The organism is Vibrio owensii CAIM 1854 = LMG 25443, from assembly GCF_000817815.1.
Lineage (GTDB): Bacteria > Pseudomonadota > Gammaproteobacteria > Enterobacterales > Vibrionaceae > Vibrio > Vibrio owensii.
In genome coordinates, this window is record NZ_JPRD01000033.1 from 19,832 (window position 1) to 34,830 (window position 14,999).

The window sequence follows — 14,999 nt, forward strand, 5'->3', positions numbered from 1 at the left end:
GTTTAACACAGGACAGAAAAATGGAACCAAGTGACGATCAAAAGCTAGCAGACGAATGGGCAGCCGCTCTTGGCGAAGACCCGTCTGCACCTTCAATTGATGTTGATGAAATATTGGCAGCGCCACTGGAAGAGTTAAAAGACACTTCTGCTCCAATTACGGAAGATGAGCGTCGAAAACTCGACACCATCATGGACATTCCAGTGACCATTTCGATGGAAGTAGGGCGCTCACAAATCAGTATCCGTAACCTACTGCAATTGAACCAAGGTTCGGTTGTTGAGCTTGATCGCCTAGCGGGTGAATCGCTCGATGTACTGGTCAACGGTACTTTGATTGCGCACGGTGAAGTCGTTGTCGTCAACGATAAGTTTGGTATTCGTCTAACTGACGTGATCAGCCAAACTGAACGCATCAAAAAGCTACGTTAATATGAGCAGTTCAATTAAAACGCGGTTGAAGCAAATTACAGGAGCATTCGGCTTAATGCTGAGTGCTCCTTATGCATTTGCTGCCGTGCCAACGAGTTTGGATCTTGCGACCACGCTAGGTTCTTTAGTGCTGGTTATTGGTGTGATTCTATTTCTGGCTTGGTTGCTAAAGCGCATGCAAGTATCAGCAACGGGTCAACAAAAAGGGCTACGAATTGTTAGCCAGTTACCAGTCGGTACCAAAGAGCGCATTGCGGTTGTGCAAGTCGGGGAAGAACAGTTTTTGGTCGGCATTACCAGCCAATCTATCCAAACCCTAGCCAAGCTTGAAAAGCCATTGAAAGAGGAAGAGTTGGCGATCAGCGCCTTCGCGAGTCAATTTAGCCAACTGATAAAAAAACATGACAAAGGATAATTCAATCCGCCTAATGCTGAGCACTTTTATACTGCTCGTTGGCGTGCTGTTTTCTTCACTTTCGTTTGCGCAGGCAGAGGAATCGCCATTACCTTCTAACCTTGCACAAGGTGATAGTGTGACGGTTCAGGCGATGGAAAACGAATCGGGCTCAAGCCGAAGTATGTCAGTGGGCAATGGTGGAGGGATTCCCGCCTTTACCATGACGACCAATGCCGATGGCAGCGAAGACTACTCGGTTACGCTACAAATTCTTGCTTTGATGACCATGCTTGGCTTCTTGCCAGCCATGGTGATTTTGATGACGTCGTTTACCCGTATCGTGGTGGTGATGTCCATCTTGCGACAGGCAATGGGTCTGCAACAAACGCCATCTAACCAAGTCATTATTGGTATCGCGCTATTTTTGACGTTCTTTATCATGTCACCTGTTTTGAATGAAATTAACGATCAAGCGGTACAACCTTATTTGAACGAGCAAGTGACAGCACGTGAAGCCTTTGATGCGGCGCAAGCACCGATGAAAGCGTTCATGCTTAAACAGACTCGAATTAAAGATTTGGAAACGTTCGTCAATATGTCTGGCGAAGAGGTGACAAACCCAGAAGACGTTTCGATGGCAGTGTTGATTCCTGCTTTCATTACCTCAGAGCTTAAGACAGCGTTCCAAATCGGTTTCATGTTGTTCTTGCCGTTTTTGATCATCGACTTGGTTGTCGCCTCGGTATTGATGGCAATGGGTATGATGATGCTCTCGCCAATGATCGTATCGCTACCATTTAAGCTGATGCTGTTTGTGCTGGTGGATGGTTGGAACTTGATATTGTCGACACTCGCCGGCAGTTTTGCCCTTTAGATTGGCATAGAGAGAAGAGGGTAAGACATGACTCCAGAAATGTTTGTCGAGCTTTTCCGTGATGCACTGTGGATGGTGCTGATCATGGTCTGTGCCATTATTATCCCAAGTTTGCTTATTGGTCTTGTCGTCGCTATTTTCCAAGCGGCAACCTCTATCAACGAACAAACGTTGAGTTTCTTACCACGTTTGATTGTTACCTTGTTGGCGTTAATGTTGTTTGGCCACTGGATGACCCAAATGTTGATGGAATACTTCTTCGGCCTGATTGAACGCCTACCACAGGTGCTCTACTAGAGGCGCGTATGGAGTATCCGACCCATATCGTCCTCGACTGGATCGCAAACTACTTTTGGCCCTATACCCGTATTTCTGCCATGTTGATGGTGATGACGGTAACCGGGGCACGCTTTGTCTCACCTCGAATTCGTCTCTACCTCGGTTTAGCCATTACCTTTGCGGTTGCCCCTGCGATTCCTGCGGTGCCTCAAGATATTGAACTGCTTTCTTTCCGTGGTTTCATGACCATTGCCGAGCAAATCATTATTGGTGTTGCGATGGGCATGGTGACCCAGTTTATGATCCAGACGTTTGTACTTTTAGGTCAGATCTTAGGTATGCAATCGAGCTTGGGTTTCGCATCCATGGTCGACCCTGCTAACGGCCAAAATACCCCTTTGCTTGGTCAGCTATTTATGTTCTTGGCGACCATGTTCTTCCTTGCTACCGATGGGCATTTAAAAATGCTGCAATTGGTGGTGTTCAGTTTCAAGACCTTGCCAATCGGTTCTGGCTCGCTCAATGCGGTCGATTTCCGTGAAATGGCGAGCTGGCTTGGCATCATGTTCAAAACGGCATTGAGTATGTCGTTGTCGGGCATTATCGCGCTGCTCACGATTAACTTGTCATTCGGTGTAATGACACGTGCCGCACCACAGCTGAATATCTTCTCACTCGGTTTTGCCTTTGCCTTGATGGTGGGCTTGTTACTTTGTTGGTACATTCTGGCTGGTTTGTACAGCCATTATGAATTGTTCTGGGCAGTGGGTGAGGAGCAGATTTGTAACCTCATTCGCTTGGATTGCTAGGAGGCTGGATTGGCAGAGTCAGACGGTCAGGAACGCACCGAAGAAGCCACGCCCCGACGGTTACAACAAGCCAGAGAAAAGGGGCAGGTTGCTCGGTCTAAAGAGCTTGCATCAGCGTCAGTGCTGATCGTAGGGGCTATCGCCTTAATGTGGTTTGGCGAGTCTTTGGCGCGCTCGCTGTTTTCGATAATGAGTCGTTTGTTTGATCTCAAACGCGATGAAATCTTCGATACCGCTAAGTTATTCGACATTGCGTTTGGTGCGATGACGGATCTGTTGTTCCCACTGTTTCTTATCCTTATCACCTTGTTTATTGCCGCCATGATAGGAGCAGCAGGGGTAGGGGGGATTAGCTTTTCTGCCGAAGCGGCAATGCCAAAGCTCTCCAAGATGAACCCGCTTAGTGGTCTAAAACGCATGGTGGGAATGCAGAGTTGGGTCGAGCTGATCAAATCGATTTTAAAAGTTGCGCTGGTAACGGGGATGGCGATCTACCTGATTCAAGCGTCGCAAGCGGATTTGATTCAGCTAAGCATGGATGTGTATCCGCAAAACATCTTTCACGCTTTGGATATCTTGCTCAACTTCATCCTGCTGATCAGTTGTTCCTTGCTCATCGTTGTGGCGATCGACATTCCGTTCCAGATTTGGCAACACGCTGATCAGCTTAAAATGACCAAACAAGAGATCAAAGACGAATACAAAGAGACTGAAGGTAAGCCTGAAGTGAAAGGGCGTATTCGTATGTTGCAACGTGAAGCGGCTCAACGTCGAATGATGGCCGATGTGCCTCAAGCGGACGTTATCATTACCAACCCAGAGCACTTCTCTGTCGCGTTGCGTTATAAGCAGAAAACTGACCGTGCGCCAGTGGTGATCGCCAAAGGTACCGACCATATGGCGATGAAGATTCGAGAAGTAGCGCGCGAACACGACATTACCATCGTACCTGCTCCGCCATTGGCGCGTGCGCTCTACCACACCACAGAATTAGAGCAGGAAATTCCAGACGGCTTGTTTACCGCTGTAGCGCAAGTTCTGGCGTTCGTTTTCCAACTTAAGCAGTATCGTAAACGTGACGGTCAACGACCGAAAATTCAGGACTACGATCTACCTATCCCACCTGAACATCGTCACTAATGAAAATAATTGCATGGTGTGATTAGACAAAAATTCACATTAGATCAAAGGATTGTGATTTCTTTGAGCAACTAGTCATTATTTTGGCGTTAATCATGGTACACACATTGCTTAAATCGCGTTAATCAACAACAATACCTAAACTTTTAGGCGAAAGCTGTCGCGTAATACCAGTTACATGTGTGTTACGTGATGCTCCAGACCGATTGAGACACCTCGCAGTATGAAGTTAAGCCTGCCATTTGCAGATAAATTACCCAAAATTCCACAGCGCTCCATGCCCGCCATTGGTGCGCCTGTTATGGTATTGGCCACCCTTGCAATGGTGGTGCTACCTATACCTGCATTCCTGCTGGATTTATTCTTCACCTTTAACATCGCCTTAGCCATGGTGGTGTTGTTAGTGACCGTTTACACACGTCGTCCACTCGACTTTGCTGCGTTCCCAACCGTTCTGCTTATCGCGACGTTATTACGTTTGGCGTTGAACGTTGCTTCAACCCGTGTGGTACTTCTATACGGTCACGAAGGGGGCAATGCAGCTGGTAACGTAATCGAAGCTTTCGGTAACGTTGTTATCGGTGGTAACTACGCCGTCGGTCTGGTGGTCTTCCTTATCTTGATGATCATTAACTTCATGGTTGTAACCAAAGGTGCGGGTCGTATTTCTGAGGTAAGTGCTCGCTTCACCTTGGATGCCTTGCCGGGTAAACAGATGGCGATCGACGCGGACTTGAACGCTGGTTTGATTGACCAGGACCAAGCGCGTTTACGCCGTTTTGAAGTGACTAAAGAAGCCGACTTCTACGGTTCAATGGACGGTGCGTCTAAATTCGTAAAAGGTGATGCGATTGCGGGTATTTTGATCCTGTTTATCAACATCATCGGTGGTCTATCGATTGGTATGGCGCAATACGGTTTGGGCTTCTCTGAAGCTATGCAAATCTACACCTTGCTGACCATCGGTGACGGCTTGGTGGCACAAATTCCATCGCTATTATTGTCTATCGCGGCTGCGATGATGGTAACGCGTCAAAATACTGATGAAGACATGGGCGAGCAGCTGATTTTCCAGATGTTCGACAACCCGAAAGCCCTGATGATCACCGCCGCGATTCTTGGTGTGATGGGTATCGTGCCGGGTATGCCTCATTTCTCATTCTTATCATTAGCGGTTATTGCTGGTGGTGCTGCTTACTGGCTCGATAAGAAGCAAAAACAAAAAGCCAAAGAACCCGCCTTACCCGCCAAAGCGGAAGATGGCAGTGAACCGATTTCTCAGCGTGAGTTGTCGTGGGATGACGTACAACCCGTCGACATCATCGGTCTAGAAGTAGGCTATCGCTTGATTCCATTGGTGGACCGTGACCAAGGGGGTGAACTGTTGGAGCGCGTGAAAGGGGTGCGTAAAAAGCTATCTCAAGACTTCGGTTTCCTTATTCCTGCGGTTCATATCCGTGACAACCTAGAACTGACGCCAAACAGCTACCGCATCACCTTGATGGGTGTTGCTGTTGGTGAGGCCGAGATTCGTCCAGACCAAGAGCTGGCGATAAACCCAGGTCAGGTTTACGGCATGATTGAAGGCGAACCAACCATGGACCCTGCATTCGGTCTAGAAGCGGTTTGGATTCGTGAAGAGCAGCGTGAACACGCCCAAGCATTAGGCTATACCGTAGTGGACTCATCCACGGTACTGGCGACACATTTGAGCCAATTGCTGACTAACAACGCGTCACAACTGATTGGTCATGAAGAAGTACAGAACCTATTGGAAATGCTTGGTCGAAGCGCGCCTAAATTGGTGGAGAACTTTGTTCCTGATCAGTTGCAACTTGGTGTGGTCGTGAAAGTACTACAGAACCTGCTTAACGAAGCTATCCCAATTCGCGATATTCGAACCATCGTGCAAACCTTGGCGGAGTACTCGAGTAAGAGTCAAGAACCTGACATTTTGACTGCCGCAGTTCGTATCAGTTTGAAACGTCTAATTGTTCAGGAAATCAATGGTATAGAGCCTGAACTACCAGTGATAACACTTATTCCTGAGCTGGAACAAATCTTGCATCAAACCATGCAGGCCTCAGGCGGCGAATCCGCTGGTATTGAACCGGGATTAGCTGAGCGACTTCAGTCCTTTCTGAGCCAAGCGACACAAGAGCAAGAACTGAAAGGCGAGCCTGCGGTTCTGCTGACATCTGGCGTATTGCGTTCCACATTAGCGAAGTTCGTTAAGAACACAATACCGAACCTCCGCGTACTGTCTTACCAAGAAATACCGGACGAAAAGCAGATCAGAATTGTGCAAGCCGTGGGCAACTAAGCCTGCGCATCATTAATGGATTTATAGTTTGAAAATTAAACGATTTTTTGCCAAAGACATGCGAACAGCGCTGCTCCAAGTGAAAGAAGAGCTTGGTGCAGAAGCGGTGATCATGTCGAACAAGAAAGTGGCAGGCGGTGTAGAGATCGTAGCGGCAATCGACGGCGAGTCCAATGCAGATCCGACTTCGCAAGCGCACTCTCTTCCTAACCGTGGCGCAGCTCAACCAAATCGTTATAGCGAACAACGTCAATTGCCGTCATCTGCAGCAGAGCGTTATCAAGATCGCCGTTTGGATGAAGACAGAATTAGCCTAAACGCGAACAATGAAAAATCAGGCTCAATGACGCAACGTTTCGCGAATATGCTCAAGCAATACAGCAATGGTGCTGCTGAGTCAGATGACCATGTGGCAGAGAACGAAGATTCTTTGTCGGCATTACTACTGCGCCAAAACAAGCATCGTGAAAGCTATAACCAAGAAAAGCCAGTGCCGTATCAACCCGATTCGCCACTGGCGAAGTTGATTGCACAAGATAACCGATTTGAGCGCCCATTACCCAAGTTGGATCCAACACGCTATGACCGTCGTCGCCCATCGGATGAGCGAGAAGACTCTAGTAGTGAATTAGAGAACATGCGCGAAGATATGACATCAATTCGTCGTTTGCTGGAGCACCAAGTTTCAGGTCTGATGTGGCAAGAGGTTGAACGCCGTGAACCATTGCGCGCGATGCTGATTAAGCGTCTAGAGCGAATGGGCGTTTCACCGGAGTTGGCAGATCAAATGGCTTGTTACATTCCAGAAGACACTAAGCCGACGCGAGCGTGGAAGGCACTGCTTTCTCTCGTGGCGGATCAAATTAGCATTCCAAAACAAGACATTTTGAAGCGTGGTGGTGTGGTTGCACTACTTGGGCCGACAGGTGTTGGTAAAACCACGACGGTTGCAAAGCTTGCAGCGCGTGCGGCAATGGAGTTTGGTGCCGACAATGTCGCCCTTGTGACAACAGATACATATCGCATAGGTGCACATGAGCAGCTCTCAATTTACGGAAGAATTATGGGTTGTCCTGTAAGAGTTGCTAAAGATTCTAACGAGTTAGCCGATGTTATATATCAGCTAAGAAACAGAAGACTGATTTTGGTCGATACGGCAGGGATGGGGCAGCGAGACGTAAGACTCTCTGAGCAGCTCGATACCCTGATGCAAGAGAGCGGAGAAGTGATTCACAGCTACCTTGTTTTGCCAGCTACCGCACAACGTCGTGTTCTACAAGAAACACTGGATCATTTCCGACGCATTCCGCTGTCGGGCTGTATTTTGACTAAGCTTGATGAATCATTAAGTCTTGGCGAATTCATCAGCGTGGTGATTCAGAACGCGATGCCAGTGGCTTATATTGCCAATGGCCAGCGCGTACCAGAAGACATTGTGATAGCACAACCAAAATACATGATTGCGAAAGCAAATGAACTGTTAGAGAAGTCGACAGAGAACGAACCTCACTTTTGGAACAGTGACAGCGAAGGACTCTAGGGCGGCGGACTACTATGACTGAGAATATGATACACGATCAAGCAAGCGGCCTCCGTCGCTTAACACAACCATCATTGACTAAGGTAATTGCTGTTACTGGCGGTAAAGGTGGTGTGGGTAAATCAAACGTAACACTGGGTCTGGCGATCTGTATGGCGCGCCAAGGCAAAAAGGTGATGGTTCTCGACGCGGACTTAGGTCTGGCGAATGTGGACGTTATGCTCGGAATCCGTTCAAAACGTAACCTAGGGCATGTCCTTGCGGGTGAATGTGAGCTAAAAGATGCGATTGTTGAAGGCCCTTATGGTATAAAGATAGTCCCTGCAACTTCTGGCACACAAAGCATGACCGAGCTGTCTCACGCTCAACATGCTGGACTCATCCGTGCATTTGGTAGTCTTGAAGAAGAAATGGACGTACTGCTGATTGATACAGCAGCGGGCATTTCTGACATGGTAATTAGCTTTTCACGTGCAGCTCAAGATGTTGTGGTTGTGGTTTGCGATGAGCCAACTTCAATCACAGATGCCTACGCATTAATCAAGCTGTTGAGTAAAGAACACCAGGTTCAGCGCTTCAAAGTTGTTGCAAATATGGTCAGAAGCTACCGTGAAGGCAGAGAATTATTCGCAAAGTTGACTCTAGTCACAGAGCGCTTCTTGAATGTCAGCCTCGAACTCGTAGCATGTATTCCATTGGATGACAAAGTACGTCAAGCCGTGAAAAGACAGAAGATTGTTGTGGATGCCTTCCCTCGTTCTCCTGCGGCTTTAGCGATCAGCTCATTAGCGAACAAAGCACTGACGTGGCCACTGCCTAAGACACCAAGTGGACACCTAGAATTTTTCGTTGAAAGGTTGCTAAATCGTACTGAATTGGCAGAGGACCCTTTTGGTGAATAAAGCGATTACCTATGACCAACATGGCAAATTTAATAGCCAGCAGGCGTTCATTGAACGTTACTCGGTGTTGGTTAAGCGTATTGCTCATCACCTGTTAGGCCGTTTACCGCCGAGTGTTCAGGTAGAAGATTTAATTCAGGCCGGCATGATCGGCCTTATCGAAGCTCAGCAGAATTATGATGGTTCTAAAGGTGCGAGCTTTGAAACTTATGCAGGTATCCGAATTCGCGGTGCAATGTTGGATGACATTCGCAAAGGCGACTGGGTACCTCGTTCTGTTCATAAGAACAACCGCGAAATTAACCAAGCGATCGCAGAGCTGGAAGGTGTACTAAATCGTGACCCATCGGATTCAGAAGTAGCAGCACATCTCGGCATGACACTAGACCAATATCATAGTGCGCTTACCGACATAAACTGTTCAAAACTGGTGGGAATTGAAGATTTAGGCGTCTCTGATGATGTGATTTCACCGGCTGATGAAACCGATGACAGCAACCCATTTAAGGGTGTTGCTGATGAATCGTTCAAAAAAGCACTGGTTGAATCAATAAAACAGCTTCCAGAGCGTGAAGCGCTAGTACTTTCGCTTTATTATGACGAAGAACTCAATTTGAAAGAGATTGGCGATGTGTTGGGCGTAAGCGAATCTCGCGTAAGTCAAATACTGAGTCAATCGATGCAACGTTTACGCACCAAGCTCAGTGCGTGGACACAAAATGACTAAACACACTGATTTTACGATTCAGTGGAGGCAATTTTGAATAAAAACATGAAGATCCTTATTGTTGATGATTTCTCAACAATGCGCCGTATTGTTAAAAACCTACTTCGTGACTTGGGTTTTAATAACACTCAAGAAGCGGACGATGGTTTAACTGCATTACCTATGCTGAAAAAAGGTGACTTCGACTTTGTTGTAACTGACTGGAACATGCCCGGTATGCAAGGCATCGACCTGCTTAAACACATCCGTGCGGATGCAGAACTTAAGCACCTACCTGTTCTAATGATCACAGCTGAAGCAAAGCGTGAGCAGATCATCGAAGCAGCTCAAGCAGGCGTTAACGGTTACATCGTTAAGCCGTTTACTGCTGCAACACTAAAAGAAAAATTAGATAAAATTTTCGAACGTTTATAACTCTCTCTTTCTCTTTGTTAATCGAGTCATCACTCCTAATACTAAGGGGTGGCTCGTTTGACGCTAAAAAAGCGAAAAGAAAGAACTAAACGTAAAAAAGGGTCTATTCAGGATGATCTCACTAGAGCAGGCGAAGTCGCTCGTTCAGATGCTAGAAAACGGGGAACAGGACCAAGCTAATGCGCTTGTTGCCTCGATATATGAAAGCGATGGGAATCCGATGCTAAAAGAAATCGGAACATTAACCCGCGACCTTCATGATTCACTTAAGCACTTCAACATCGATCAACGCATGACAGAAATTGCCAGGGCGGAAATCCCTGATGCAAGAGACCGTCTGCAATATGTGATTGATAAAACTGAGTTAGCAGCAAATAAAACGATGGATGCGGTTGAGTGCTGCTTGCCTATCGCCGATAACCTGCATGAGTGCCTTCAACAAGTTCGCCCTCAATGGAACGAACTCATGCACGGACGCATTGAATTAAGCGATTTTAAAGCGCTTTGCCATCGTATCGACGAGCTGTTGGTTCAAGTCGAAGGTGATAGCACTGAATTGCGCGGTCAGCTGACCGAAATTCTTATGGCACAAGACTTCCAAGACTTAACGGGTCAAATCATTCGCCGCGTGATCACGCTTGTCAATGAAGTGGAAGATCGCCTGGTTGAGATCTTGACCGTCTTTTCTGGCAATAAACCAGAAGAACAGACTCAAGTTTTGCCAGAACCGTCAGATAAAAAGATAAAACAATCAAGCGAAGCAGAAGGCCCAATTCTTAATCCTGAGCAAAGGGAAGATGCGGTCTCGTCGCAGGACGAAGTCGACGACTTGTTGTCCAGTCTTGGATTTTAAAGGTAACGTATGAGCTACGATTTAGACGAAGATATTCTTCAGGACTTTCTCATTGAGGCTGGAGAAATCCTAGAGCTGCTTTCTGAGCAGCTTGTTGAACTGGAAAACAATCCAGAAGACAAAGATCTCCTAAACGCGATTTTCCGCGGCTTCCACACAGTGAAAGGCGGTGCTGGTTTCCTATCATTAGCGGAGCTGGTGGATACTTGTCACGGTGCAGAGAACGTGTTCGACGTGTTGCGAAACGGTCAACGTTCAGTGACGCCAAGCCTGATGGACACCATGCTGAAAGCGCTTGATACGGTTAACCATCAATTCCAAGCGGTACAAGATCGTGAACCTCTAGACGCGGCAGATCCTGCGTTGCTAGAAGAGCTTCACCGTCTATGCAAACCTGAGTCTGAAGACGAAGTGGTCGCTACAGTTGAAGCGCCAGTCGTAACGCCAGAGCCTGTTATTCCTGAGCCTGTCATCGAGCAACCAGCTGCGCCAGTTGAGTCTGCTCCTGCATCTTCAAGCGTTGGCTCTGTTGACGAAATCACCCAAGACGAATTTGAAAAGCTATTGGACGAGCTGCACGGTAAAGGTTCTGCTCCGGGTGCGTCTGCACCGGCGCCAGTAGCTCCAGCTGCACCTGTTCAGGCAAGTGCGCCTGCAGCGGACAGCGGCGACATCACTGATGATGAATTTGAACGTCTATTGGATGAGCTACACGGTGTGGGTAAGAGCCCATCAGCATCAGATGTTGCTCCAGTAGAGCCGCCTAAAGCGCCAGAGCCAGCTGCTCCTGCAATGTCAGCATCCACTGACGGCGATCTGATGACTGACGAAGAGTTTGAAAAGCTGCTCGACGAATTGCATGGTGCGGGTAAAGGTCCATCTATCGAAGAATTAGACTTTGCGACCAAACCAGCATCAGAAAATGTGGTACCTGAAGCGCCAAAACCGGCACCTCAGCCAGCTCCAGTAGCGGCTGCGCCTTCTCCAGCTCCTAAGCCAGAAGCAAAACCGGTTGCGGTAAAAGAAGAAGCAAAAGCACCTGCGGTTAAGAAGCCACAAGCGGAAGCAACGGTACGTGTTGATACTTCGACGCTAGACACCATCATGAACATGGTTGGTGAGCTTGTATTGGTGCGTAACCGTCTATTAAGCCTTGGTTTGAACAGCAACGACGAAGAAATGTCGAAAGCGGTAGCAAACCTAGACGTCGTGACTGCAGACCTTCAAGGTGCAGTGATGAAAACGCGCATGCAGCCAATCAAGAAAGTATTTGGCCGTTTCCCACGTGTTGTTCGCGACTTGGCGCGTAACCTAAATAAAGATATCGTGCTTGAAATGCGCGGTGAAGAGACCGATCTAGATAAAAACCTAGTAGAGGCGCTAGCGGATCCATTGATCCACTTGGTGCGTAACTCGGTTGACCACGGCATCGAAATGCCAGACGACCGAGCGAAAGCCGGTAAATCTCGTACTGGTAAAGTCATCCTGTCGGCATCACAAGAAGGCGATCATATCGAACTGGCTATCGTTGACGATGGCGGCGGTATGGATCCGAACAAACTTCGTGGCATCGCAGTGAAACGCGGCATGATGGACGAAGATGCGGCAGCGCGTCTATCAGACAAAGAATGTTTCAACCTGATCTTTGCGCCAGGTTTCTCAAGTAAAGAGAAGATCTCAGACATCTCTGGTCGTGGTGTAGGTATGGACGTGGTGAAGACTGCGATCAACACGCTAAACGGCTCTATCGATATCGATTCAGAGCTGGGCAAGGGCACTAAGATCACTATCAAAGTTCCACTGACACTGGCAATTCTTCCAACACTGATGGTCGGCGTTGGCGGTCATCCGTTCGCTCTGCCATTGGCGTCGGTGAACGAGATTTTCCACTTAGATCTAAGCCGTACTAACGTGGTGGATGGTCAGTTGACGATCATCGTACGTGATAAGTCTATCCCACTGTTCTACTTGCAGAACTGGTTGGCTTCTAAGTCTCCTCGTGTCCAAGAGCGCACAGGCCACGGCCATGTAGTTATCGTACAGATCGGCAGCCAACGTGTTGGTTTTGTTGTGGATACATTGATCGGCCAAGAAGAAGTGGTGATCAAGCCACTAGACAATCTATTGCAAGGCACGCCAGGAATGGCAGGTGCGACGATCACCAGTGATGGCCACATCGCATTGATTCTTGATGTGCCAGACCTACTTAAGCAATACGCTGCAGCTTCGCGCATCTAAGCGAAGCTGGAGTCGATAAAAGGAATAAGATGGCGATTAAAGTACTAGTCGTTGATGATTCGAGTTTTTTCCGTCGTCGCGTAAGCGAAATCATCAACTCAGAATCGCGCCTAGAAGTGATTGACGTTGCGGTTAACGGTAGAGAAGCGGTTGAGAAAGCCAAAACTCTGAAACCTGACGTCATCACGATGGATATTGAAATGCCAGTCATGGACGGTATCACTGCCGTTCGTGAAATCATGGCTGCGTCTCCTACGCCAATCCTGATGTTTTCGTCCCTGACTCACGATGGGGCGAAAGCAACGCTTGATGCACTAGACGCTGGTGCGCTGGATTTCTTACCGAAAAAATTCGAAGACATTGCTCGTAACCGTGATGAAGCTGTATCACTGCTTCAACAGCGTGTGATTCAAATCGCTTCTAAACGAGCGTTTATGCGCCGTCCAATTGCTCGACCAGCTGCAACGGCGACCAGTTCAACAGTGCGCCCTTTGGCTTCTCGCAATGCTGCGCCGACTGCATCAGCGCCAAGCCGTCCGATGGCAGCGAAATTCCGCGCATCAGGTAAGAAGTATCAGCTAACGGCGATTGGTACGTCGACTGGTGGTCCTGTTGCGCTACAAAAAATTCTGACGCGTTTGCCAGTTAACTATCCACATCCAATCGTGCTTATCCAACACATGCCTGCGACATTCACAGCGGCGTTTGCAAGTCGTCTTAACACGCTATGCAAAATCCAAGTGAAAGAAGCGCAAGATGGTGACGTGTTGCAAGCGGGTGTGGCTTATCTTGCCCCTGGCGGCAAACAGATGATGGTTGACGGTCGTGCTGGTGCTGCTCGTCTTCGTATTATCGATGGCGGCGATCGCATGAACTACAAACCGTGTGTCGATGTAACCTTCGGCTCTGCTGCAAAAGTCTACGGCGACAAAGTGTTGTCGATGGTACTGACAGGCATGGGCGCTGATGGTCGTGAAGGTGCACGTATGCTGAAATCAGCAGGTTCCACAATTTGGGCTCAAGACGAAGAAAGTTGCGTCGTTTATGGTATGCCACAAGCGGTTGCGAAAGCGGGCATCTCTACTGAAGATTTACCACTTGAGCGCATTGCAGAGCGCATGCTGGTGGAAGTGGGCTTAGCGTAGGAAAGATCATGATCGTTTGGAGTGTAGCAAACCAAAAAGGTGGGGTAGGTAAAACCACATCAACCGTGACATTAGCTGGTTTATTGAGCCAAAAAGGTCACCGAGTGTTGATGGTGGATACCGATCCGCACGCGTCGCTGACGACTTATCTTGGTTATGATCCTGATGCCGTAACAACAAGCTTGTTCGATCTTTTTCAGCTGAAGACGTTTTCACGTGAGACGGTAAAGCCGTTGATCTTAGAAACGGATCTTGAAGGTATGGACATCATTCCTGCGCACATGTCGCTTGCTACGCTAGACCGCGTAATGGGCAATCGCAGCGGAATGGGTTTGATCTTGAAGCGTGCCTTACAAGCGGTTGCACAAGACTACGATTATGTCTTGATTGACTGTCCGCCGATTCTCGGTGTGATGATGGTTAACGCATTAGCAGCCAGTGACCGCATCTTGATTCCGGTTCAAACTGAATTTCTTGCGATGAAAGGTTTGGAGCGCATGATTCGCACTCTGACCATCATGCAAAAGTCTCGTCCGGGTGGCTTCAAAGTGACTATCGTTCCGACTATGTACGATAAGCGCACGAAAGCCTCGTTGCAGACACTGACTCAGCTTAAGAAAGACTACCCGAATCAAGTTTGGACTTCAGCGGTTCCAATTGACACCAAATTCCGTGATGCGAGCTTAAAGCATCTGCCAGCTTCGCATTTTGCTTCTGGTAGTCGTGGCGTGTTTGCTTACAAGCAACTGTTGATTTACTTGGAGAGGTTAGCGTTCGATGAGCAATAACGACGTACTTTCCAGTGAACAAGCACTTGATGATTACTTCAGTGCTTTGCTTGGCGAAGAGGTCGAAGTTATTGAGCAAGAAGAAGAGCTTGACTTGCTCGCTCAAGAACTATCATCTGCAGAGCCAGAGCCAGAGCCA

The 14,999-nt window shown here is 48.0% G+C and carries 15 protein-coding genes and 1 pseudogene; all 16 read left to right on the plus strand.

The features are described from left to right. Positions 1–20 precede the first annotated feature (20 nt). A complete protein-coding gene (fliN, locus tag H735_RS18385) occupies positions 21–431 on the plus strand; it encodes a flagellar motor switch protein FliN (protein ID WP_005438697.1) in 411 nt (136 codons plus the stop codon). 1 nt (position 432) lies between these two features. Continuing rightward, positions 433–846 (plus strand): flagellar biosynthetic protein FliO, encoded by a 414-nt coding sequence (gene fliO, locus H735_RS18390; RefSeq protein ID WP_027726725.1) that lies wholly within the window; start codon positions 433–435, stop codon positions 844–846. After that, complete coding sequence (fliP, locus tag H735_RS18395) at positions 833–1,702, plus strand: flagellar type III secretion system pore protein FliP (protein ID WP_027726726.1); 870 nt, start codon at positions 833–835, stop codon at positions 1,700–1,702. Before fliO ends, fliP begins: the two co-directional genes overlap by 14 nt. A gap of 27 nt (positions 1,703–1,729) precedes the next feature. Then, positions 1,730–1,999, plus strand: coding sequence for a flagellar biosynthesis protein FliQ (gene fliQ, locus H735_RS18400; RefSeq protein WP_005433008.1), 270 nt, complete (start codon positions 1,730–1,732; stop codon positions 1,997–1,999). An 8-nt stretch (positions 2,000–2,007) separates the two neighbouring features. Further along, positions 2,008–2,790, plus strand: a complete 783-nt coding sequence (gene fliR / locus H735_RS18405; protein WP_005438703.1) for a flagellar biosynthetic protein FliR — start codon at positions 2,008–2,010, stop codon at positions 2,788–2,790. A gap of 9 nt (positions 2,791–2,799) precedes the next feature. Continuing rightward, positions 2,800–3,930 (plus strand): flagellar biosynthesis protein FlhB, encoded by a 1,131-nt coding sequence (gene flhB / locus H735_RS18410; protein WP_020196563.1) that lies wholly within the window; start codon positions 2,800–2,802, stop codon positions 3,928–3,930. Positions 3,931–4,153: 223 nt separating this feature from the next. Beyond that, positions 4,154–6,253 (plus strand): flagellar biosynthesis protein FlhA, encoded by a 2,100-nt coding sequence (gene flhA, locus H735_RS18415; RefSeq protein WP_020196564.1) that lies wholly within the window; start codon positions 4,154–4,156, stop codon positions 6,251–6,253. A 28-nt stretch (positions 6,254–6,281) separates the two neighbouring features. After that, positions 6,282–7,793, plus strand: a complete 1,512-nt coding sequence (flhF, locus tag H735_RS18420; RefSeq protein WP_020196565.1) for a flagellar biosynthesis GTPase FlhF — start codon at positions 6,282–6,284, stop codon at positions 7,791–7,793. Positions 7,794–7,807: 14 nt separating this feature from the next. Then, on the plus strand, positions 7,808–8,695 hold the full coding sequence (locus H735_RS18425) for a MinD/ParA family protein (RefSeq protein WP_005438708.1): 888 nt from the start codon (positions 7,808–7,810) through the stop codon (positions 8,693–8,695). Next, positions 8,688–9,422 carry an RNA polymerase sigma factor FliA gene (locus tag H735_RS18430; RefSeq protein WP_005438709.1) on the plus strand — a complete coding sequence of 245 codons (735 nt, stop codon included), beginning with the start codon at positions 8,688–8,690 and terminating at the stop codon, positions 9,420–9,422. Before H735_RS18425 ends, H735_RS18430 begins: the two co-directional genes overlap by 8 nt. A gap of 45 nt (positions 9,423–9,467) precedes the next feature. Continuing rightward, complete coding sequence (gene cheY / locus H735_RS18435; protein WP_017635949.1) at positions 9,468–9,836, plus strand: chemotaxis response regulator CheY; 369 nt, start codon at positions 9,468–9,470, stop codon at positions 9,834–9,836. A 112-nt stretch (positions 9,837–9,948) separates the two neighbouring features. Further along, entirely contained in the window at positions 9,949–10,689 is a 741-nt protein-coding gene (locus H735_RS18440) for a protein phosphatase CheZ (protein WP_005438710.1), read from the plus strand. 9 nt (positions 10,690–10,698) lie between these two features. After that, positions 10,699–12,927: a chemotaxis protein CheA gene (locus H735_RS18445; protein WP_020196566.1), complete on the plus strand. Its 2,229-nt coding sequence runs from the start codon at positions 10,699–10,701 to the stop codon at positions 12,925–12,927. Positions 12,928–12,956: 29 nt separating this feature from the next. Continuing rightward, on the plus strand, positions 12,957–14,072 hold the full coding sequence (locus tag H735_RS18450; protein ID WP_020196567.1) for a protein-glutamate methylesterase/protein-glutamine glutaminase: 1,116 nt from the start codon (positions 12,957–12,959) through the stop codon (positions 14,070–14,072). Between the two features lie 8 nt (positions 14,073–14,080). Further along, positions 14,081–14,860 carry a ParA family protein gene (locus tag H735_RS18455; protein ID WP_005438728.1) on the plus strand — a complete coding sequence of 260 codons (780 nt, stop codon included), beginning with the start codon at positions 14,081–14,083 and terminating at the stop codon, positions 14,858–14,860. Continuing rightward, positions 14,850–14,999, plus strand: a pseudogene (locus H735_RS30990) (chemotaxis protein CheW); the annotation flags it as partial. The gene H735_RS18455 and the pseudogene H735_RS30990, both read left to right, overlap by 11 nt.